The following is a 21,281-nucleotide window of genomic DNA, read 5'->3' on the forward strand; positions in this document are numbered from 1 at the left end:
CGCTGACGGAAGAGGCCGCCACTCCCGAGGGAGGGCGGCCTCGTGCGTAAACCGGGGCTGACGCTCTAGGCGCCGGCGCTGATCCGCCCGCCGACCCCGCGCGCATCGCGCTTGCCAGCGACGTCCTTGCGCAGCTCCTTGGGGAGCGAGAACATCAGGTCCTCCTCGGCGGTCTTGACCTCCTCCACGTCGCCGTAGCCGGCGGCGGCGAGGTCGTCCAGAACCTCCTGCACGAGCACCTCGGGAACCGAGGCACCACTGGTGACGCCGACAGTACGGATCCCGTCGAGCCACTCCTGCTTGATCTCGCTCGCGTAGTCCACCCGGTAGGCCGCCTTCGCGCCGTACTCCAGTGCGACCTCGACGAGGCGCACCGAGTTGGACGAGTTCGCGGAGCCCACCACGATGACCAGCTCGGCACCGGCGGCGACCTTCTTGATCGCGACCTGGCGGTTCTGCGTGGCGTAGCAGATGTCGTCGCTCGGCGGGTCCTGCAGGTTGGGGAAGCGCTCGCGGAGGCGGCGAACCGTCTCCATTGTCTCGTCGACCGAGAGCGTGGTCTGCGAGAGCCAGACGACCTTGTCCGGGTCCTTGACCACGATGTTCGGCACGTCGTCGGGGCTGTTGACGAGGGTGACGTGATCGGGCGCCTCACCCGCGGTGCCCTCGACCTCCTCGTGGCCCTCGTGGCCGATGAGGAGGATCTCGAAGTCGTCGCGCGCGAAGCGCACGGCCTCGCGGTGCACCTTGGTCACGAGCGGGCAGGTCGCATCGATCGCCTGGAGGTTGCGAGCGGCCGCGCCCTGAACGACCGCCGGCGAGACACCGTGGGCGCTGAAGACGACGTGCGAGCCCTCCGGCACCTCGTCGACTTCGTCGACGAAGATCGCACCCTGGCTCTCGAGCGTCGAGACGACGTGCACGTTGTGGACGATCTGCTTGCGGACGTAGACGGGGGCACCGTAGTGCTCGATCGCCTTCTCGACGGCGACGACCGCGCGGTCGACTCCGGCGCAGTATCCGCGCGGGGCGGCGAGGAGGACGCGTTTGGTGCCGTCGACGGGGACGTCGCGCAGACGCCCCGAGGCGCGGGGCATGCGCGGCATGGGCAGGCTGATCGACACGTGACTCACCCCCCGATCCTACGTGCTGCATCCTGTGCCGGAGCCGTTCCCGTGTCGGAGGCATCCCGTACCGTGGTCGGCGCGGGAAGGCCCTCCCGCTCCCCGTCCCTTCGAGCAGAGGCAGCGATGACCGACGCCCCACCCACCGCCGACTCTCCGTGGCCGGTCGGCCTGCTCGCGAGCAAGATCAAGGGATGGATCGAGCGGCTCGGCACCGCCTGGGTCGAGGGCGAGATCACCCAGTGGGGGGTATCGGGCGGCAACGTCTACGGCAAGCTGAAGGACCTCTCGGGCGACGCGACCGTCGGCTTCACCGTCTGGTCGTCGGTGCGCAGCCGGCTTCCGGCCGATCTGGCGCAGGGCGACCGCGTGATCGCCCTGGTGAAGCCCAACTACTGGCTCAAGGGCGGCACGCTCTCGATGCAGGTGTTCGAGATGCGCCACGTGGGACTGGGCGATCTGCTCGAGAAGCTCGAGCGGCTGCGCCGGCAGCTCGCCTCGGAGGGGCTGTTCGAGCCGTCCCGCAAGAAGCCGCTGCCGTTCCTCCCGCACGGTGTGGGCCTCATCACAGGCAAGGACTCGGACGCCGAGAAGGACGTCCTGCGCAACGCTCAGCTGCGCTGGCCCGCCGTGCGCTTCCGCATCGTGCACGCCGCGGTCCAGGGCGAGCGCACGGTGCCGGAGGTCCTCTCGGCTCTGCGGGCGCTCGACGCCGACGCGAGCATCGACGTCATCGTGATCGCGCGCGGAGGCGGCGACTTCCAGAACCTGCTCGGCTTCAGCGATGAGTCCCTCGTGCGCGCCGTCGCGGCCTGCTCGACGCCCGTCGTCAGTGCCATCGGTCATGAGGCCGACCGTCCGCTGCTCGACGAGGTCGCCGATCTGCGCGCGTCCACGCCCACCGACGCGGCGAAGCGCGTGGTCCCCGACGTGTCCGACGAACTTCTGCGCGTGCAGCAGGCGCGGCTGCGGATGACCTCCCGCGTGAGCGGACTCGTCTCGCACGAGATCGACCGGCTCTCGCAGCTGCGCTCGCGTCCGGTGCTGGCGCAGCCGCGCGTGCTGGTCGATCGCCACTCCGAGGAGCTGACCCGCTGGGTCGCCCGCGGGGCGGAGCTCGTCGAGCGGCGTATCGAGCGCGCCCATCTCGAGGTCGAACGCCTGCACGGTCAGTTGCGCGCGCTCTCCCCCCAGCACACGCTCGACCGCGGGTACGCGATCGTGCAGAACTCGGCCGGGCACGTCGTCCGCGCTCCAGGAGACGCGCCCTCCGGCGATGCGCTCGTCCTCACCCTGGCGGCGGGAGCCGTCGGTGCCCGCTCCGAGGGCCGCGCAGCCGACCCGGCCGGCCGCTCCTGAGCACGCCGCGACCCACTCCGCCCTCAGCCCCGCTCGATAGGATCACCCTCATGGCCGACGCCCGCACCGACTCCCCCGACGCTCCGGTGAGCGACTCCGACGTCTCGGGATTCTCGTACGAGCAGGCCCGCGACGAGCTCATGCGCGTGGTAGCCGAGCTCGAGCAGGGCAGCTCGACCCTCGAGCGCTCGCTCGCCCTGTGGGAGCGCGGCGAGGCGCTCGCTGCGCGCTGCGAGGAGTGGCTGATCGGCGCCCGCGCCCGGCTCGACGCGGCCCGCTCCCCCGGGGCGAGCGCCGGATGAGCCGCGGCACACCCCCGCGGGTCGTCGCCGAGCTCGGCCGACCCGAGACGGCCGAGGAGACGGCTGCCCGGAAGGCCGAGAACTCCCGCCTCTACCGCCAGCGCAAGACGGTCAACAACCTCGTGTTCTCGCTCCTGGCCACAGTCGGCGCCGTCGCCCTCATCGTGCTGCTGGTGCCTCGGGGCGACACGGTCGATCTGGCGTCGGTCGACGTGCCGCGCGTCGCCGCCCAGGTCCAGCTCGGCCAGACGCAGACCCTGGCCGTGCCGACCCTGCCCGAGGGCTGGAAGGCGAACGCCGCCGAGTTGCGCCGCGAGGGCGGAATCGACTACTGGTACGTCGGCCTGCTGACCCCGAAGGCCGGCTACATCGGTCTGAGTCAGGGACTCGACGCCGACGAGGACTGGGTGGCCTCGCAGCTCGACCGTCGGGCGGCGACGGGCGTCGAGCGGATCGACGGCCGCGCGTGGACCGTCTTCGACCACCGCGACTCCGGCGCGGACACCGGCAACACCCCCTACGCACTCGAGACGACGGAGGGGTCCAGCACCTACCTCGTCTACGGCACGGCCCCGACGGACGAGATCCGCCAGGTCGTGGCCGCCATCACCCCGCAGATCGGCCTGGAGGAGTCCCGATGAGCCTCGATTCGAGCACCGACGTCCCGCGCGAGTCCCGCCCGCCCGCCTGGGTGTGGAAGGAGATGCTGCGTGGCAACCAGCGCTTCGTGGCCGGGGAGCCGCGTCATCCGCGCCAGGACGTCGAACGGCGCGCCGAGCTCGCCGCAGCTCAGGCACCACTCGCCGCGCTCTTCGGCTGCAGCGACTCCCGGCTCGCGGCCGAGATCATCTTCGACCTCGGTCTGGGCGACCTCTTCGTCGTGCGCAACGCCGGCCAGGTGATCGCCGATTCGATCATCGGATCGCTCGAGTACGGCGTCGCGGTGCTCGGCGTGAAGGTCCTGCTGGTCCTCGGCCACGACGAGTGCGGAGCGGTCCGCGCGGCGATCCAGTCGCAGGCGCCCGGTGCCGAGCGCCTCCCCCCGCACATCGAGCACCTGATCGAGCCGATCATCCCGGCCGTCCGGCGCCACGTCGGCCCGCAGCCGGACGGGCGGGTGCTCGTCGACCCCTCGGCCACCGATGCTCTGGCGGTCGGCCGTGAGCACCTGCGCGACACGGTCGCCGAGCTGCTACAGCGCTCCCCCCTGATCGCCGACGCCGTCGCGTCCGGCTCGCTCGCCCTCGTCGGCGCCAACTACCGACTCTCGGACGGGACCGTGGTGTCGGACCTCGTGCTCGGGATCGACCCGCCGGAGCTCAGCCCCTACGTCTCCGAGCTGGAGCGCGGCTCCGGCTCGGTCCTCCCCGCGACCCCTGCGGTCTCGGGGTCGGATGCCGCATGAGCGGCTCCGGACAGCACAGCAGCAACCGATCAGACAAGGACGAACACAGCGTGGTGGATCACTCCCCGACCGACGACTCCGGCGACTTCCGGATCGAGCACGACACGATGGGCGAGGTGCGCGTGCCGCGCGACGCGCTGTACGCGGCGCAGACGCAGCGGGCCGTCGAGAACTTCCCGATCTCGGGAGCCGGGCTCGAGCCGGCGCAGATCGCCGCCCTCGCCCGGATCAAGAAGGCCGCAGCCCTTGCGAACGCGGAGCTGGGCGTCCTCGACCAGGAGATCGCCGGCGCGATCGCCGATGCGGCCGATCTCGTGGTCGGCGGGGGCTACGAGGCCCATTTCCCGATCGACGTGTACCAGACCGGGTCCGGGACGTCCTCGAACATGAACATGAACGAGGTGCTCGGCTCGCTCGCCACGACGGCGCTCGGTCGCACCGTGCACCCGAACGACCACGTCAACGCCTCACAGTCCTCGAACGACGTCTTCCCCACCTCCGTCCACGTGGCCGTGACGGGTGCACTGATCGAGGCGCTGATCCCCTCCCTCGAGCAGCTCGCCGAGTCGCTCGAGGTCAAAGCGGAGCAGTGGGCCGAGGTGGTCAAGGCCGGGCGCACCCACCTGATGGACGCCACACCCGTCACCCTCGGTCAGGAGTTCGGCGGCTACGCGGCGCAGATCCGTCTGGGCATCGAGCGCGTGCAGTCGGCGCTCCCCCGCGTCGCCGAGGTCCCCCTGGGCGGCACCGCGGTCGGCACCGGAATCAACACCCCCGCCGGCTTCCCGCAGAAGGTCATCGCGCGCCTCGCGGAGGAGACGGGCCTTCCCGTCACCGAGGCGCGGAACCACTTCGAGGCACAGGGCGCCCGCGACTCGCTGGTCGAGGCATCCGGAGCGCTCCGCGTCATCGCCGTGAGCCTCACCAAGATCAACAACGACCTGCGCTGGATGGGCTCCGGACCCAATACGGGCCTCGGCGAGCTTCGCATCCCCGACCTGCAGCCGGGCTCGTCGATCATGCCCGGCAAGGTCAACCCGGTGATCCCGGAGGCGGTCCTGATGGTCTGCGCCCGCGTGATCGGCAACGACGCCACCATCGCCTGGGCCGGCGCTTCCGGCGCCTTCGAGCTCAACGTCGCGATCCCGGTGATGGGGACGGCGCTGCTCGAGTCGATCCGACTGCTCGCGAACTCGGCCGTTCTGCTGGCCGACAAGGCGATCGACGGGCTCGAGGCCGACGTCGAGCACGCGCGAGCACTGGCCGAGTCCTCGCCGTCGATCGTGACCCCGCTGAACAAGGTGATCGGCTACGAGGCTGCCGCCAGGGTCGCGAAGAACTCGGTCGCCAAGGGCATCACGGTGCGCGAATCGGTCGTCGACCTCGGCTTCGTCGAGCGCGGCGAGGTCACCGAAGATCAGCTCGACACCGCTCTCGACGTCATGTCGATGACGCACCCCGGCTGAGCCGCACCGCATCGGACGGCCCGTTCCTCCGCGAGACACCCCGCTCACCGGGTCGTCCGCCGGGAGCGGGCCGTCCTTCATCCGGCGACCACCAACCAGAACGCGGCGAGCTGGAAGGGGCCGAACGGCATCCGCTCAGCGCGCAGGCGCAGGACGAGCACCCAGACGCCGGCCAGGACGAAGGCGAGCGCGGGCGCGAGGACGACCCGATCGGCCCCGAGCTGCGCGAGCGGAGGCGCGAGCGCCGCTCCCAGCTTCACATCACCGAGACCGAGCCCGCCCGACCCGTGCAGCATCCAGAGCGCGACGCCGGTCCCGAGCACGGCCGCCAACGCGCCCGCGCTCAGGACCGGCACAGCGGTGAGAACGAGCAGCGGCAGCGTGAGCACGTTCGGGAGGCGTCGCTCGCGGACATCCACCAGCACCAGCGGCACCGTCAGGAGCGCCACGGGCAGCAGCCCCGGCACTCCGCGATGAGCCGCGACCACCAGCAGGGCCGCGGCACCCAGCACCAGCGCTGCCCGATCCGCAACAGAGGGATTCGACATCCGCCGACATTAGAGCGCGCGAGCGCGTCCCCGTCACGGTTCTCCACAGCGCCTGCTGTGAACGGTCCGGGCCGGCCGCGAACGGTCCGGGCGGGCCGCGAACGGTCCGGGCCGGTCCCGAACCGGGTACGAGCCTCTGCCGGAACGCGTCTGGCGCCCGCTCACGCACGTCGATCAGTCGCGCGGCGGAACCGGTCCGAGCAGGAGGGCAGCGAAAGCGGCGTGCGCCGAGGCATCGTCGGAGGGGTGGAACAGGCCGGCGAGCACGTCGCGGTAGAGCCGGGCGAGTTCGGAGCGGCGGGCGTAGGCCGAGCCGCCTGCGACCCGCACGGCGCTCTCGACGATGCGCAGCGCCGCCTCCGTCGTGCGGATCTTCACGCCCGCGAGGGAGGGGAACCACCGCTGGCCGCGGTCGGCCAGCGCATCGACGTCGGCCGCCGCCGAAAGCAGCGGAGCATCGAGGCCGTCGAGCAGGATCGCCGCCTCCGCGAGGCGACGCCGGACCTCCGGATCCTCGGCGATCGAGCGCCCGCCTGCGCGGAGCGACGTGCGGTGGCGGGCGGCGGCCGCAGCGAGCTCCAGCGCCCGCTGCGCGATCCCGAGGTAGACGGCGGAGATGAGCAGCTCGAAGTTCGCGAAGACCGCGAAGACGAAGGGGTCCGCGCTGGGACCCACCGGCAGCGAGCGGACCATCCGCTCGGCGGGGACCACGACGCCGTCGAGCACCGTCGACCGGCTCTGCGTCGCCCGCATGCCGAGCGTGTCCCAGTCGTCACGGACCTCGAGCCCGGGCACCGGTGACTCCGGGCTCTCGCGGTCGATGAAGCCGTGCACGAGCTGGGGCTGAGCGGAACTGTCATCGCGGCCGAACACACCCAGACGGGTCCAGGCCGGGGCGAGGGAGGTGAACACCTTCGTGCCGGTGAAGCGGTAGCCGCCGTCGGGCAGCGGTTCGGCCCTCGTCAGCGAGTCCGAGAGCACGAGGTCGTTACCGGCCTCGCTGTTGCCGAACGCGAAGACGTGACCCGCCACCGCGTCGGTCAGGACGTGCCGGAGGGAGTCGTCGCCCCGCTCGAGGAGGGCGCGCGCGATCCCCGTCCAGACGAGGTGCATGGTGACGGCGAGCGCGGTCGCGGGGGCGGCGGTCGCGAGCCGCGTCTGCTCCGCCGCGACCGCCTCCAGACCGAGGCCGGCGCCGCCGAGGTGCGCGGGGACGAAGAGGGCGAGGTAGCCGATCGCTCGCAGCTCCTCGAGGTCCTCGCTGCAGAAGGCGTTGTGCTCGTCGTAGTCGGCGGCGCGGGTGCGGAAGCGCTCGAGGAGCGCGTCATCGAGGATGCTCACCCCGCCCACGCTACGCCTGCCCCGGGAGTCCGGATCACTGGACCGTCTCCGGCCCAAGGAAACGCGCCCGGCTCGCCGAGATCGGCGGATCCCGGGAGCCGGACGCGTTCTGACGAGCCGGAGTCGGCCGGAATTAGGCCAGCTCGTTCGACTCCAGCATCTCGGTGACGAGCGCCGCGATCGCCGAGCGCTCCGAGCGCGTCAGTGTGACGTGCGCGAACAGCGGGTGCCCCTTGAGCGTCTCGATCACGGAGGCGACTCCGTCGTGCCGGCCGACCCGCAGGTTGTCGCGCTGAGCCACGTCGTGGGTCAGCACCACCCGAGAGTTCTGGCCGACACGCGAGAGCACCGTCAGCAGCACGTTGCGCTCGAGCGACTGGGCCTCGTCGACGATCACGAAGGCGTCGTGCAGCGACCGACCGCGGATGTGAGTGAGCGGCAGCACCTCGAGCATCCCGCGCTCGATCACCTCGTCGAGCACGTTCTGCGAGACCAGGGCGCCGAGCGTGTCGAAGACCGCCTGGGCCCACGGGTTCATCTTCTCGGCGGCGTCGCCGGGCAGGAAACCGAGGTCCTGCCCACCGACCGCGTAGAGCGGGCGGAACACCATGATCTTCTTGTGCTGACGCTTCTCGAGCACCGCCTCCAGCCCCGCGCAGAGTGCGAGCGCCGACTTGCCAGTGCCGGCGCGCCCGCCGAGCGAGACGATGCCCACCTCCTGGTCGAGCAACAGGTCGATCGCGAGACGCTGCTCCGCCGAACGCCCGTGCAGCCCGAAGACGTCCCGGTCACCGCGCACCAGCGTGATCTGCCGCTTACCGGTGACCCGAGCGAGTGCGGATCCGCGGTCGGAGTGGACGACCAGCCCCGTGTTCACGGGGATGTCGGCGACGACGTCGGTGAAGAGCCGCTCGCGGTCGTAGAGCTCGCTCATCGCGTCGCCCGGGAGCGTGACATCGTCCATGCCGGTCCAGCCCGACTCCGGGGCGAGCTCGGCGAGGTACTCCTCGGCGGCCAGCCCGATCGACGCGGCCTTCACGCGCATCGGCATGTCCTTCGACACGATCGTGACCGCCGAGCCTTCGCTCTGCAGGTTGAGCGCGACGGCGAGGATGCGGGCGTCGTTGTCGCCCAACTGGAGCCCGCTGGGCAGGACCGACATGTTCGAGTGATTCAGCTCGACCCGGAGCGTGCCTCCCCGACCGACCGAGATCGGGAGATCGAGTCGCTCGTGCTGCACACGCAGCTCGTCGAGGTGGCGCAGGGCCTGCCGCGCGAAATACCCGATCTCGGGATCGTTGCGCTTGCCCTCGAGCTCGCTGATCACCACGATCGGCAGCACGACCGCGTGCTCGGCGAAGCGGAACATCGAGGAGGGGTCCGACAGCAGCACCGAAGTGTCGAGGACGTAGGTCCGGTGCAGCTGATCGGTGGAGTCGGCCGACCCGTGCTGCACGCGGCGGTGGACACCGCTCTGCGTGCCGGTCTGCGGATCCATGCCCTGGGGAACTGTCACGACGACTCTCCACACTCCGGGGGCCGAGGCCCCCGGCTCATGTCCTCGAGCCGGCCTCTTCGGTGCATCCTGTGCACCGCGCAGTGTCCCTTCGGTGTCTGCGCGATATCGAGCCGTACGTCGGGGGCCGTCTCGACCAGGCGCTGTACCTGATGACTCGAACCTAACCCGGCGAATGACATCCGTGTGCTTCTCGTCGCTACGAATGTGTAACCAACGCGTGAACGCGCGGATTTCGGCTAGTACTCGATGCTGGTGGCCGCCGAGATCAGGGCGGCGCGGAGCAGGGCGAGCGTCTCGTCGGTCGTGCCCGCGTGCGCGCTGAAGCGCACCGTGCTCGGCCGCAGCCTCGCGGTCACGCCGTGCGCGGTGAGGGACGCGACCAGCGGGGCCAGCTCCTCCGGTTCGGGCTCGAGGACCACGATGCCGGCGCGCTCGTGATCGTCGCGGGAGCCGGCGACTGCGAGGCCGAACTCGTCGGCGAGATCGACGATCGCGCTGACCCGCTCGGCGACGAGGGCCGCGATCGTCGGCACACCCACCGAGGCGACGTCCTCGAGCGCCGCTGCGAGACGAGCCTGAGCGATCGGGTCCGGGTTGCTGACGCTGAAGGCACGGGCGTCGTGACGCGGAGGCGCGACGGCGTCCCAGGGCTCCGCCTCCTGCGAGCCGGTCCAGCCCGAGAGCACGGGCGACAACCGCGCCAGGGCGCGCTCGCTCAGCGCGAGGAACCCCGTGCCCCATCCGGCGCGCAGCCACTTCTGGCCGCCGGAGACGACCACGTCGGCGAACTCGTAGGGAGCATCCACGACGCCGAACCCCTGGATCGCGTCAAGGATCAGGAGGCGGTCGCCGATCACGTCGCGGATCGCCTCGACGTCGGCGAGGTAGCCGGTACGGGAGTCGACCAGGCTGACCGCGACGGCCGTCACCTCGTCGCTCAGCTGCTCCCGGACGGCCTCCGGCGTCACCCGGCCCTGCTGGGTGCGGAGCCAGCGCGGCTGGACCGCACCCAGCGCCTGGCCGGCGCGGACGGCGGCGAACGGGAGGCTCGGGAATTCGGCGGCTGAGAGCAGAACGTCCCCGGACGCTCCGAAGAGCGTGTGCAGGAGTCCCGTCGACGTGTTCGGTTGGAACACCACGTGATCGGCGGGGACGCGCACCAGCGCGGCCACGGCCTCCCGCATCCGCTCGTCCTGACGGAACAGCTCGTCGAGGCTGCCGCTCCTGGCGCGCGCGAGCATCCCGGTGACGGCGGCCTGCTCGGCCTCGACGGTGCTCGAGACCGGGCCCACACGTCCGAAGTCGAGGTAGCCGGTCTCCTCGCGGAAGGTCGCGAGGAACGCGTCCGTCGCGGATCCGGAGTCGGCGGGAGGAGTCACCTCGGACGGGCTCATGTCGGCCTCCCTGTCGGGCGCGGCGCGGGACGCGAGATCAGCTGCCGAAGCGGCGGTGGCGGCCGGCGTAATCGCGCAGGGCGCGGAGGAAGTCGACCTCGCGGATGTCGGGCCCCAGGGCCTCCATGAAGTAGAACTCGCTGTGCGCGCTCTGCCAGAGCATGAAGTCCGAGAGCCGCTGCTCGCCCGAGGTGCGGATCACGAGATCCGGGTCCGGCTGGCCGCTCGTGTAGAGGTGCTCGCCGATGAGCTCGGGAGTGAGCAGACCAGCGACGTCCTCGATCGAGGAGCCGCGTTTGCCGTGCTCGTCGAGGATGCTGCGCACGGCCTGGGCGATCTCGTGACGACCGCCGTAGCCGACGGCGAGGTTCACGTGCAGGCCGGTGTGGGAGGCGGTGCGCTCCTCCGCACTGTCCAGAGCGGCGACCAGCGCTGCGGGCAGCCCCTCGTCGGAGCCGACGTGCTGCACCCGCCAATCGGGCTGCTGCGACACCTCCTCCGCCAGGTCGGCGATGATCGCGATCAGCTCGGTCAGCTCGCTGCTGTCCCGCCCGACGAGGTTGTCCTGCGAGAGCAGGTAGAGGGTGACGTGCCGCACTCCGAGTTCGTCGCACCACTGGAGGAACTCGTGCACCTTCGCGGCGCCGGCCCGGTGTCCGTGCGCAGCGGTCTCGAGAGCGCGCTGCCGAGCCCAGCGCCGATTGCCGTCGATGATCATCGCGACGTGGTTCGGCAGGGAGTCGGGGGGAAGGCTCGAGCGCAGACGCTTCTTGTAGACGCCGTAGAGGAGGTCTCTCCCTGCGGGCAGTCTCGGCTTCGGCACAGTGACACGGTAGTCGACGCGGAGCGGTCGACCCAGCGCATCGGGGTCCAGTGTCGCCCCCGGCACCGCGTCGTAGTCTGTCTCGCATGAGTCAGCGGCCGACGCCTCCCCCTCCCGAGCCCTCCGCGCGCCAGTCACGTGCCGCGGACGTCGCGGTAGCACGGGACGATGCGACCGGCCCCGACCTGCCCGGCCTCCCCCTGGTCGAGGACGCGATCGAGAACGACCCGGCCACAGAGACCCGGCCGACGTGGCGCGGCTGGATCCACGCGGGCCTGTTCCCCCTCGCGGTCATCGTCGGGGTGGTGCTCGTCATCGTCGCCGAGGGCGCTCCGGCGACGTGGGCGGCCGCGGTCTTCACGACCACGTCCCTGCTGCTCTTCGGCACCTCCGCGCTCTACCACCGCTTCGACTGGGCACCGCGGACGAAGGTGATCCTCAAGCGGATCGACCACGCCAACATCTTCCTGCTGATCGCGGGCACCTACACGCCGCTCGCCGTCCTGGCGCTGCCGCCCGCGCAGGGCTCACTGCTGCTCGTCCTGGTCTGGTCGGGGGCGCTGCTCGGGATCGGCTTCCGCGTGTTCTGGATCTCGGCGCCGCGCTGGCTGTACGTGCCGCTGTATCTGCTGCTCGGCTGGGCCGCTGTCATGTACCTCGGCCCGCTGTTCGAGGCGAGCGCGGCGATGATGGTGCTCGTACTCGTCGGCGGGCTCTGCTACACCGCGGGCGCGATCATCTACGGCGTCAAGAAGCCAAACCCGGTGCCGGGAGTCTTCGGCTTCCACGAGATCTTCCACGCGCTGACCGCTGTGGCGTTCCTCTGCCACTGGACGGCGGCGCTGATCGTCTGCCTCGACCCCGTCTACAACGCGGGCTGAGGTCAGCGGTCGGTGGAGCGCTCGGCGCGCTCGGCCTCCTCGGCGTCGAGCCGCTCGGTCACCTGCGCGGTGTAGGTCGTACGCCGCACCCGCCGGACCATGTCGACCGCGAGCAGCACGGCCGCGACGGCGATCACGAGCATCGTGATGAAGCCGAAGAGCCCGGGGGTGACCGTGTCCTCGTTAAAGTCGGGCCCGGGCGTCGGCATCGGAGTGGAGGCGGCGAGGACGAGCAGGTTCTGGGCGCTCCCGAGGGCGGTGGCGATCACGCTCGGACCCCGCTCTCGTGGGCGGCCGGAGCGTCGTCCGGGTCGGTGACGACGACTCCGGATCCCTCGGGTTCCGCCGCGACCGGGGTCCGGCCGGTCGGCTCCAGGTCGGGGGCGATCGGCGGCACGACCGCCGTCGGCCCGGGAGCCAGCTCCGCGAGGTCGAGGCCTGCGAAGAGGTCGGTCTCGGGAGTCGGCGCCTCCACCCGGCTCTCGATGAGCTGGAAGTCGTCGGTCGGCCAGGCGGCGTCGATCGCCTCGTGCGGGAGGAAGAAGAACGCGTTGTCGGGGGCGACCTGGCTGGCGTGCGCGAGCAGCGCCGCATCGCGGCGGTCGTGAAAGCCCGAGATGACGATGCGTGTCGTCGCGAGGAAGGGGGCGTCCTCGTTCCAGCGCTTCATCTCCTCGAAGACCGCGAGCCGGGGGTCCTCCGGATCACGCATGCGGAGGTGCTCGGCGATCGCCCGGAGCTTCTGACCGCTGAACACGCGGTCGTAGTAGAGCTTCGACACGCTCCACGGCGCGCCGAGACCGCTGTACTCCCCTGCGAGCCCTGCGGCGCGGAAGGCCTCCACGGCCACCTGGTGCGCGCGGATGTGGTCGGGGTGCGGGTAGCCGCCGTTCTCGTCATAGCCGATGATCACGTGCGGTCGGAACCGGCGCACCAGCCGCACCAGCGGCGCGGCAGCGGTGGTGAGCGGCAGGCCTGCGAAGGAGGAGGCGTCGACCGCGCGGTCCTCGGGCATCCCGGAGTCGACGAAGCCCAGCCAGGTGTGCTCCACGCCGAGGGCCTCGCGCGCGGCCGCCATCTCGTGACGGCGCAGGCCCCCGATGTCGCGCTCGGCGTGCGCGCGGGCCTCGAGGCCCTCGTTCAGCACCGATCCGGCCTCGCCTCCGGTGCAGGAGACGACCATGACCTCGGCGCCGCGCTCGGCGTAGGCGGCGAGGGTCGCTGCGCCCTTGCTCGACTCGTCGTCGGGATGGGCGTGCACGGCGAGGAGGCGCGGCGTCTCCCGCGCCTCCGAATCGACGGAGACCTCGACGGTCTGGGACACGATCGCTCGATTCCTCGGGGTTTAATGGGGTCGGCGCGCTGCTCCGGAAGAGACGGACGCCACCCGACCAAGAGTAGACGTATCACCCAGGGAGTTCCGTGGCCGCCCGCACGTCCGAGAGCGTCGACAGCAGCGCAGACGCCGAGCTCGAGCCGGACGAGGTCCGCTCGGTCGGTCCGCTCGCGACTCGCTACGGGCGCACGCGCCGCTCCCGCCGCGGCAACCGCTGGCTCTTCGGCGGTGTCGCGCTCGCCTTCCTCGCCGTGTTCACCGCCTGGGTCGTCTGGGCCGGGCTCGACGGCGCCCGCGGGGGCGTCGATGCGCAGGACACTGCGCACCAGGTCGTCGACGACCGCACAGTCCAGGTTTCGTTCGACCTCACCGCGCCGGTCGGGAGGGACGTGGCCTGCGCCGTGCAGGCCCTCAACGAGCAGTCCGCCGTCGTCGGCTGGCTGGTGGTCGAGTACCCCGCGTCGACCGAGCGCTTCCGCTCCTTCACCGAGACCGTGCGGACCACCGAGCTCGCGAACACAGGTTTGATCTCCTCCTGCTGGCTCCCGTAGGGTTGCCCGAGGCCCTGACGGACTCGTCGGGGCCTCGTCGTTTCCACCGCCGCCGGACGCCGGCCGTCGCGATCGCCGGACGCGGATCCCTCCGCTCGGCTCTGTCGCACGCCGCGAGCGCGGCCCTCAGAGGAGGAGCCCACCATGGCCGACCAGTCACAGGTCACCTGGATGACCCAGGAGTCGTACGACCGCCTCCAGGCGGAGCTCACCGAGCTGTCCACCGCCGGACGCGAAGAGATCGCCAAGCGCATCGAGGTCGCTCGCGAGGAGGGCGATCTGAAGGAGAACGGCGGCTACCACGCCGCGAAGGACGAGCAGGGCAAGATCGAGGCGCGCATCCGCCAGCTGACCGCGCTGCTGCGCGAGGCCGAGATCGGCACGCCGCCCGAGAGCCACGGAGTCGTCGAGGCCGGCACGATCATCACCGCCGAGATCGCGGGCGACGAGTCCCGCTTCCTCCTCGGCAACCGCGAGATGGCGGGCGAGAGCGACCTCGACGTCTACAGCCCGCAGAGCCCGCTCGGCTCGGCGATCATGGGCCTGAAGGTGGGCGACAGCACCCGCTTCACCGCTCCGAACGGCCGCGAGATCGAGGTCCGCGTCGCGAACGTCGAGACCTGGAACGGCCACTGATCATACGGTGATCGGCCCTCCGCGGCGTTGTCGTCGGGCGCGACACCACCGGTATCGCTTCCTCCTCCGCCTTGCGGAGAACCGATCACCCACGACCATCGCCGCGGCGTTGTCGTCGGGCGCGACACCACCGGTATCGCTTCCTCCTCCGCCTTGCGGAGAACCGATCACCCACGACCATCGCCGCGGCGTTGTCGTCGGGCGCGATACCACCGGTATCGCTTCCTCCTCCGCCTTGCGGAGAACCGATCACCCACGACCATCACGGCGTCGTCGACGGGCGCGACACCGAGAACCGCACGATCAAGCGGTCGACACGCGCGGGTGGTAGCCGGCGTCTGTCAGTACCTCGAGGACGCGGTCGGCGTGCTCCGGACCGCGGGTCTCGACGCTGATCTCGATCTCGACCTCGCTGATCTGCAACCCGCGGCCGTGGCGGGTGTGCAGGACCTCGACCACGTTGGCGTTCGCCTCCGAGATGAGCTCGGCGATGCGAGCGAGCTGACCCGGCCGGTCGGGCAGGCCGATGCTCATCTTGAGGTAGCGCTCGGACGCGGCGAGCCCCCTGCTGATCACCCGCTCCATCATCAACGGATCGATGTTGCCACCCGAGAGGATGACGGCCGTCGGTCCCGTATCGCGGATCTTCCCCGTGAGGATCGCCGCGATGCCGACGGCGCCGGCGGGTTCGACCACGAGCTTCGCCCGCTCGAGGAGCACCAGCAGCGCCCGGGCGATGTCGTCGTCCTCGACCGTGACGACCTCGTCGACGATGTCGCGGATCATCGCGAAGTTGAGCTGACCCGGCTTGGCGACCGCGATGCCGTCGGCGATCGTCGGGCTGATCGTGATCGCCGTCGGCTCTCCGCTCGCGAGCGACAGCGGATACGGTGCCGCGTTCGCCGCCTGCACGCCGACCACCCGGAGCGTGCGCCCCTCCTGGGCGGCCTTCTGCTTCGCCGCCGAGGCCACACCGGCGATGAGGCCGCCGCCCCCGATCGGCACGACGATCGTCTCGACGCCCGGCGCCTCCTCGAGGATCTCGAGCCCGATCGTGCCCTGGCCGGTGATGACGTCGGGGTGGTCGTACGGAGGCACGAACACGGCGCCGGTACGCTCCGCGAACTCCGCCGCCGCCGCGAGCGCCTCGTTGAAGATGTGGCCGCTCAGCACGACGTCGGCGCCGTACTCGCGGGTCGCCGAGAGCTTGGGCAGCGCGACACCGATCGGCATGAAGATCGTGGCCTCGATGCCGAGCTCCCTGGCCGCGAACGCCACACCCTGGGCGTGGTTGCCGGCGGAGGCGGCGACGACTCCGCGCGCCCGCTCCTCCGGAGTGAGCCGCGAGAGCAGGTACACCGCCCCGCGGATCTTGTAGGAGCCGGTGCGCTGCAGGTTCTCGCACTTGAGGAACACCGGCGCACCGAGGACCTGCGCGAGGAAGTTGCTCGTCTCCATCGGCGTCGAGGCGATGACCGGCGCGATGACGGCGCGGGCCGCCTCGAACTCGCGGAGCGAGGGTCCGACGACCCGGCTAGTCTGCATACTCTGCGGCACCTTTCTCGGGGGTTCGGGCAGACGAGCGCCAGGATCCGCTCGCGACGTACTTGACCATCACGTTGAGGGTCGCGACGAACGGCACCGCGAAGAAGGCCCCCGCGATGCCCGCGAGGATCGATCCGCCGGCGACCGCCAGGACGACCGCGAGCGGGTGCACCTTGACCGCCGAGCCCATGATCAGCGGTTGCAGGATGTGGCCTTCGAGCTGCTGCACCCCGAGCACGACGATCAGCAGGATCAGGGCGATCAGCGGCCCGTTGTAGACGAGCGCGATGAAGACGGCGAGAGCTCCGGTGACGACCGCTCCGATCACGGGGACGAACGATCCGAGGAAGACCAGCACCCCGATCGGGATCGCGAGCGGCACTCCGAGGAAGAAGGAGCCCAGGCCGATGCCCACTGCGTCGACGAACGCGACGAGGATCTGCACCTTCACGAAGTTGGTGAGGGTGACCCAGCCCGCGCGCCCGGCGCCGTCGACCGATGCGCGTGCGCGACGCGGGAACAAACGAACCACCCAGCGCCAGATGTTCGGGCCGTCGATCAGGATGAACAGGGTCGAGAAGAGCGTGAGCAGCACGCCGGTGAGCACGTGCCCGACGGTGGATCCGACGCTCAGCGCCCCGCTGACGAGCACCCCCGAGTCCTGCTGGAGCGCCGTCAGCGCCTGCTGCGCGTACTGGTTGATGTCGTTCTCGGTGAGGTGCAGCGGCGACTCCAGGAGCCACGCCTTGAGGTCGGCGTAGGACTGGACCGTCTGGCGGCTGAGGTCGTCGAACCCGGCGTACACCTGGGTGACGACGAGGAAGAGCAGCCCGCCGATGACGAGGACGATCCCGAGTTCCGAGACGACCACAGCCAGCCATTTGGGCCAGCGGTGACGCTGGAGGAAGCTCGAGAAGGGGACGAGCAGCGCCGCGATGACGATCGCCAGCAGCAGGGGGATGACGATGAGTCTCAGCTCGATGACGAGCAGGGCGACCACGGCGAGCGCCGCGACCACCACGAGCACCCGCCACGCCCAGGCGCCCGCGATCCGCATCCCGTCGCTCACGAAGGCGGAGTCGGGGACCGGCGTGGGCCGGGGGTCGATGGCCTGCGCTGCGCGCTCGACAGCGCGCGTGCCGGAGGTGCGGCGGGACCTGCCGAGTCTCATCTGCCCAGACTAGGCCCCGGTGCATTCCGCAGCAGGCATCAGCGACGCGGCGCGGAGGTGACGCCCGAGAAAGCGGCGATGTCGGACCTGTTCGCTACCGTGGTCGCACTATGACCGAGCAGCTCTCGCCAGCACTCGCGCGCCGGATCGCCCTGGCGGCGCAGGGCCTCGGCGCGCCCCGGCCCGCTCGGGTGACGGCGCGCCACGTGCGCGCCGTCGTCGATCGCATCCGTCCCCTGCAGCTCGACTCCGTCTCCGTCTTCGAACGCAGCCACTACCTCCCGGTGCTGGCGCGTCTCGGGCCCTACGAGCGCTCGCTGCTCGACGCGGCTGCCTTCACGGCGGACGGACCGTACCTCGAGTACTGGGCGCACGAGGCGGCGCTCGTCCGGCGCGAGGACGTCCCCCTCTACCGGTGGCGGATGCAGCACTACCGCCGCATCCGGCTCCCCGAGCACGAGGGCTGGGCCGCCGAGAACCGTTCGACGCTCGACTGGCTGCGCGCCGCGCTCGCCGACGGCCCCCTGCGCGCCTCCGAGATCGAGCACGAGGCCAACGTCCGCACCGGTCCCTGGTGGGGCTGGTCGGACGTCAAGCGCGGGCTCGAGATGCTCTTCCGCTGGGGTGAGGTCGTGACTGCCGGGCGCACGCGATTCGAGCGCTCGTACGGGCTGGCCGAGCAGCTGCTGCCGCGCGACGTGCTCGAGAGCGAGGTGCCGGTGGCGGATGCGGTGCGCGAGCTGGTGCGCAGGGCGGCCCGCGCGCACGGGATCGGCACGCTGGACGATCTGGCCGACTACCACCGGCTCCTCCAGGCGCCGACCCGGCTCGCCGTGGACGAGCTCGTCGATGCGGGTGAGCTCGAGCCGGTCGAGGTGCGCGGGTGGGAACGCGGCGGACGGCCCCTCCCCCTGTGGCGACACGTCGAGGCACGGCGCCCCCGCGCCCTCCGCATCGATGCGCTGCTCTCCCCCTTCGATCCGGTCGTCTGGCACCGGCCGCGCGCCGAGCGGCTCTTCGGATTCCACTACCGGATCGAGATCTACACGCCCGCGGCGCAGCGGGTGCACGGCTACTACGTCCTCCCGGTCCTCCTCGACGACGTCATCGCCGCGCGGGTCGACCTCAAGAGCGATCGCCGCCGCCGGGTCCTCCTCGTGCAGGCGGCTTGGCGTGAGCCGGGTGCACCCGCCGACACCGCGGAGCGCGTGGCGGCGCTGCTCGTCGAGGCAGCGGCCTGGCAGGGTCTGGACGCCGTCGAGGTGGTTGGCAGGGGCACTCTCGCGCCCGCCCTGCTCGCCGCTCTCACCGAGCGTCGCGTGAACGCATGAGCGAGGCCGCGCCCGGCGGGGGGATCCTCGCGCTTGCCCTCTCCGAGAAGTGCGTGGCCCTGCTGCTCGAGCGAGGGACCGTCTCGGGCGTCGGCACCGGCGAGCTCGCTCACGCCGCCGGGATCTCGCTGCGGACCTTCCACCGCTATCTCGGCAGCAAGGAGGACTGCGTGCGCCCTGTGCTCGCCGCCGCCGTCAGCGCGATGGGGCGCGCACTCGTCGAGCGTCCCCTCGCCGAACCGCTCAACGCCGCGCTGGCGGAGGCCTTCGCCGCCTCCGCATCGGGCCGTCACCTCGATCGCACCCTCCGATTGATCCCGCTGCTCACCGAGACGCCGGCGATGCGCGCCGTCTGGGCACAGTCGCTGCACGACGGCGAGGAGGCGCTCACGCCGTTCCTCGCCGAGCGTATGGACCTGGGCCGCGCCTCCCTCCCGCGAGCGGCGGTGCTGGCCACGGTGGTGCTCGCGCTCGTGCGCCGAGCGCTCGTCGACGCGGCCTCCACGGGCGTCGATCCGGCGCCGGTGTTCGCTGAGTACCTGGCGACGCTCGACGGCGGACCACTCGCCGCCCCCTCGGCTGACTCCGCGCGTCACGCTCGCCTCACTCTGCTCGAGCGAGTAGAGTGAGAACTCCTCGCGTTATCGCGAGGAGTCGCGGTGGGGCGGGAAGGACTCGGGGATGATCGTGTTCGACGACGACGTGGCCGCACGGCTCGCGGCAGGAGCCCGCGACTTGGGCGACCTGCTGAGGGATCAGTCGAGCACCCGGGCGGAGGCTGCCGAGGAGGCGCTGCACGGCTTCGCCTGCATGCACCGCTCCCTGTTCGAGGAGGCGGTAGAGACGGAGGCGGTCGACCGCACGATGCTGGCCCATCGACTCGGGGCTCTCGCGCAGCAGGTCGACAGGACGCGCGCCGCAGCCGAGCGCGAACGGCAGCGGCAGGCGGGGCTCGCTGCCCAGGAGGAGCATCCGGCCGAGCCGCCGAGCCCGCTCTCGGCGTCGTTCTCGGCGCGGAGTCGTCGCCGCACGAGCGCTCCGGCGGCCGTGCGCGGCTCCGCGGACCCCACTCGGCTGCGGAGCTTCGTGGAACGGGCCCGGACGAGCGACGGGCGGGTGCGCGCCCTGCTCGATGAGGTGGCGGCGATCTGGCGGCGCTTCGGCGTCGACTGCTCCTGGGCTCCGACCGGCCGGGTCACCGTCTTCGACGGCGTCCGCGAGTTGCTCGACGAGAACGGGGCGGACGCCGACTGGATGGAGCGCGTCGCCACGGCTTTCGACGCCGCGGGCGGCGAGGCCCTCTCCTCGATGGCGGTGGAACTGGCGTCCGCTCCCGTGCTGAAGCTCTCTGATCCCGTCCTGCTCACGGCTCTCGCCACGCTCGACCCGCAGGAGGTGGGAACAGTCTGGGCGGCGCGTCCGGAGTTGCAGGAGCAGCTCCTCGCCCTCGATTCCGCGGGCGTGAACCGCTGGTGGCACGGCCTCGACGCCGAGCCCGGCGCTCTCTCCCGGCGGCAGTCGGTGCTCCTCGACGCGTGTCCCTCGTTCTTCGGGACCCTGGAGGGGATCCCCTACGGCGCGCGAGACCGTGCGAACCGGGTTTCGCTGTCGGGCTGGATCGACGCCCTCACGGCTGAGCGCGATGCAGCTCTCTTCCGCGAGGAGGAGCTCGAGGACCGACCTGAGGCCACCACGCTCGAGATCGCGGCCGCCGCGTTCGCGATCACGGCGGCGAACGAGCGTCTGCGACCGCTACTGAGCATCCAGGGGAGCCTGACGCCGGTACCCGGATCGTCCGCTCGGCTCCTCTGCTCGCTCACCGCCGACTCGCCGCCCTCGGCGTCGGTGAGCATCGGCGACCTGGACACCGCGACGACCGTGGTCTACACGGTCGCGGGAGCAGGCACCACGACGGACGACATGGAGTCGTGGACGACGGCGGCCCGCCGCGTCGCCGATCTGCTGCCGGCCGAGAGCGCGGTCGTCGCCTGGATCGGGGACGACACTCCTCCGCCTCCCGACGGGTCCGACCTCGACAGGTCGGTGCTCTCGGGGCACCGTGCCGAGCGCGGCGGCCGCGCTCTGGCACGAGCCCTCCGCGGGCTCGCGGCGGTCCGGCACGAGAACCCGGTCGTTCCCGCGCTCCTCGCGCACTCCTCCGGCAGCACGACCACGGCCCTCGCGCTCCTCGAGGAGAACATCCCGGTCGACGCGGTCGTGACTCCCGGATCGGCCGAACTCCCGCGCGGGGAGGACGGGGCGTCCCACCCCCACGCGGCGACGGTCTCCTCCCCGCAGACCGGCGACGTCGCGATCCGGGAGGAGGGCGGAGGCGACGCCGGCACGCGCCTGCACCGACGGCCGTTCTCCGAGCATCCGATCGACCCGGGAGCGGAGCCCCTCGGCGGTCGTCGCTCCGGCGCCCAGACCGGTGTCGATGCAGGCCGGGCCCTGACCGATCTGACGAGCTGACCGACGACGACGGCTCCCGTGCGGGCCACGAGGACCTCCTCGACAGCGGCTCCGCCCCGCGGAGAACGACGACCCGG

21 protein-coding genes are annotated in these 21,281 nt (G+C 71.5%); 11 read left to right on the plus strand and 10 right to left on the minus strand.

Features of this window, described 5'->3' with window-relative positions; translation table 11 throughout:
• Positions 1 to 65: 65 nt before the first annotated feature.
• Positions 66 to 1,106 (minus strand): 4-hydroxy-3-methylbut-2-enyl diphosphate reductase, encoded by a 1,041-nt coding sequence (locus GSU10_RS09980; RefSeq protein ID WP_068207295.1) that lies wholly within the window; start codon positions 1,104 to 1,106, stop codon positions 66 to 68.
• A gap of 144 nt (positions 1,107 to 1,250) precedes the next feature.
• Between GSU10_RS09980 and xseA the strand changes: the two genes are divergently transcribed.
• The 5 genes from xseA (at position 1,251) to GSU10_RS10005 (ending at position 5,656) form a co-directional block, all read left to right on the plus strand.
• On the plus strand, positions 1,251 to 2,483 hold the full coding sequence (gene xseA, locus GSU10_RS09985; RefSeq protein WP_132504067.1) for an exodeoxyribonuclease VII large subunit: 1,233 nt from the start codon (positions 1,251 to 1,253) through the stop codon (positions 2,481 to 2,483).
• A 50-nt stretch (positions 2,484 to 2,533) separates the two neighbouring features.
• Positions 2,534 to 2,785, plus strand: coding sequence for an exodeoxyribonuclease VII small subunit (locus GSU10_RS09990; RefSeq protein WP_132504065.1), 252 nt, complete (start codon positions 2,534 to 2,536; stop codon positions 2,783 to 2,785).
• Positions 2,782 to 3,426: a DUF4245 domain-containing protein gene (locus GSU10_RS09995; RefSeq protein WP_068207215.1), complete on the plus strand. Its 645-nt coding sequence runs from the start codon at positions 2,782 to 2,784 to the stop codon at positions 3,424 to 3,426. Before GSU10_RS09990 ends, GSU10_RS09995 begins: the two co-directional genes overlap by 4 nt.
• Positions 3,423 to 4,190 carry a carbonic anhydrase gene (locus GSU10_RS10000; protein ID WP_068207219.1) on the plus strand — a complete coding sequence of 256 codons (768 nt, stop codon included), beginning with the start codon at positions 3,423 to 3,425 and terminating at the stop codon, positions 4,188 to 4,190. The genes GSU10_RS09995 and GSU10_RS10000 overlap by 4 nt, the downstream gene beginning before the upstream one ends.
• Positions 4,191 to 4,297: 107 nt before the next feature.
• The gene (locus tag GSU10_RS10005; protein ID WP_068207298.1) at positions 4,298 to 5,656 is read left to right on the plus strand and encodes a class II fumarate hydratase; all 1,359 of its coding nucleotides are present in this window, start codon (positions 4,298 to 4,300) and stop codon (positions 5,654 to 5,656) included.
• Between the two features lie 77 nt (positions 5,657 to 5,733).
• Here GSU10_RS10005 and GSU10_RS10010 read toward each other — a convergent pair whose 3' ends face one another.
• From GSU10_RS10010 to GSU10_RS10030, 5 genes are all read right to left on the minus strand, one after another.
• On the minus strand, positions 5,734 to 6,204 hold the full coding sequence (locus GSU10_RS10010; RefSeq protein WP_132504063.1) for a prepilin peptidase: 471 nt from the start codon (positions 6,202 to 6,204) through the stop codon (positions 5,734 to 5,736).
• Between the two features lie 174 nt (positions 6,205 to 6,378).
• Positions 6,379 to 7,554: an acyl-CoA dehydrogenase family protein gene (locus GSU10_RS10015; protein WP_132504061.1), complete on the minus strand. Its 1,176-nt coding sequence runs from the start codon at positions 7,552 to 7,554 to the stop codon at positions 6,379 to 6,381.
• Positions 7,555 to 7,678: 124 nt separating this feature from the next.
• Positions 7,679 to 9,061, minus strand: a complete 1,383-nt coding sequence (phoH2, locus tag GSU10_RS10020; RefSeq protein ID WP_236713472.1) for an RNA 5'-3' helicase PhoH2 — start codon at positions 9,059 to 9,061, stop codon at positions 7,679 to 7,681.
• Positions 9,062 to 9,300: 239 nt separating this feature from the next.
• Positions 9,301 to 10,458: an aminotransferase class V-fold PLP-dependent enzyme gene (locus GSU10_RS10025; RefSeq protein ID WP_082844899.1), complete on the minus strand. Its 1,158-nt coding sequence runs from the start codon at positions 10,456 to 10,458 to the stop codon at positions 9,301 to 9,303.
• Positions 10,459 to 10,495: 37 nt separating this feature from the next.
• Entirely contained in the window at positions 10,496 to 11,281 is a 786-nt protein-coding gene (locus GSU10_RS10030; protein ID WP_132504059.1) for an isoprenyl transferase, read from the minus strand.
• A gap of 86 nt (positions 11,282 to 11,367) precedes the next feature.
• On the opposite strand from GSU10_RS10030, the gene trhA reads away from it, so the two are divergent.
• Positions 11,368 to 12,162, plus strand: coding sequence for a PAQR family membrane homeostasis protein TrhA (gene trhA / locus GSU10_RS10035; RefSeq protein ID WP_082844900.1), 795 nt, complete (start codon positions 11,368 to 11,370; stop codon positions 12,160 to 12,162).
• A 2-nt stretch (positions 12,163 to 12,164) separates the two neighbouring features.
• Here the strand turns inward: trhA and GSU10_RS10040 are convergent, their stop codons facing one another.
• Positions 12,165 to 12,431 carry a hypothetical protein gene (locus GSU10_RS10040; RefSeq protein ID WP_068207223.1) on the minus strand — a complete coding sequence of 89 codons (267 nt, stop codon included), beginning with the start codon at positions 12,429 to 12,431 and terminating at the stop codon, positions 12,165 to 12,167.
• A complete protein-coding gene (mca, locus tag GSU10_RS10045; RefSeq protein ID WP_068207226.1) occupies positions 12,428 to 13,486 on the minus strand; it encodes a mycothiol conjugate amidase Mca in 1,059 nt (352 codons plus the stop codon). Before mca ends, GSU10_RS10040 begins: the two co-directional genes overlap by 4 nt.
• A gap of 98 nt (positions 13,487 to 13,584) precedes the next feature.
• Between mca and GSU10_RS10050 the strand changes: the two genes are divergently transcribed.
• Both GSU10_RS10050 and greA read left to right on the plus strand, forming a co-directional pair.
• The gene (locus tag GSU10_RS10050) at positions 13,585 to 14,049 is read left to right on the plus strand and encodes a DUF4307 domain-containing protein (protein WP_082844901.1); all 465 of its coding nucleotides are present in this window, start codon (positions 13,585 to 13,587) and stop codon (positions 14,047 to 14,049) included.
• Between the two features lie 144 nt (positions 14,050 to 14,193).
• Positions 14,194 to 14,685 (plus strand): transcription elongation factor GreA, encoded by a 492-nt coding sequence (gene greA / locus GSU10_RS10055; protein WP_068207230.1) that lies wholly within the window; start codon positions 14,194 to 14,196, stop codon positions 14,683 to 14,685.
• A gap of 303 nt (positions 14,686 to 14,988) precedes the next feature.
• On the opposite strand, the gene ilvA is transcribed toward greA, so the two are convergent.
• Complete coding sequence (gene ilvA, locus GSU10_RS10060) at positions 14,989 to 16,230, minus strand: threonine ammonia-lyase (protein WP_068207233.1); 1,242 nt, start codon at positions 16,228 to 16,230, stop codon at positions 14,989 to 14,991.
• Positions 16,220 to 17,401: an AI-2E family transporter gene (locus GSU10_RS10065; protein WP_068207236.1), complete on the minus strand. Its 1,182-nt coding sequence runs from the start codon at positions 17,399 to 17,401 to the stop codon at positions 16,220 to 16,222. The genes ilvA and GSU10_RS10065 overlap by 11 nt, the downstream gene beginning before the upstream one ends.
• Before the next feature lie 110 nt (positions 17,402 to 17,511).
• Here GSU10_RS10065 and GSU10_RS10070 point away from each other — a divergent pair, with 110 nt between their 5' ends.
• The 3 genes from GSU10_RS10070 to GSU10_RS10080 are packed head-to-tail and all read left to right on the plus strand — an operon-like array spanning position 17,512 to position 21,204.
• Positions 17,512 to 18,732 (plus strand): winged helix-turn-helix domain-containing protein, encoded by a 1,221-nt coding sequence (locus GSU10_RS10070; RefSeq protein ID WP_132504057.1) that lies wholly within the window; start codon positions 17,512 to 17,514, stop codon positions 18,730 to 18,732.
• Complete coding sequence (locus tag GSU10_RS10075; RefSeq protein ID WP_132504055.1) at positions 18,729 to 19,361, plus strand: TetR/AcrR family transcriptional regulator; 633 nt, start codon at positions 18,729 to 18,731, stop codon at positions 19,359 to 19,361. Before GSU10_RS10070 ends, GSU10_RS10075 begins: the two co-directional genes overlap by 4 nt.
• 52 nt (positions 19,362 to 19,413) lie before the next feature.
• Positions 19,414 to 21,204, plus strand: a complete 1,791-nt coding sequence (locus tag GSU10_RS10080; RefSeq protein ID WP_068207242.1) for an alpha/beta hydrolase — start codon at positions 19,414 to 19,416, stop codon at positions 21,202 to 21,204.
• The last annotated feature ends 77 nt before the right edge of the window (positions 21,205 to 21,281 follow it).

This window comes from Rathayibacter tanaceti (assembly GCF_009834165.1).
Classification (GTDB): domain Bacteria; phylum Actinomycetota; class Actinomycetes; order Actinomycetales; family Microbacteriaceae; genus Rathayibacter; species Rathayibacter tanaceti.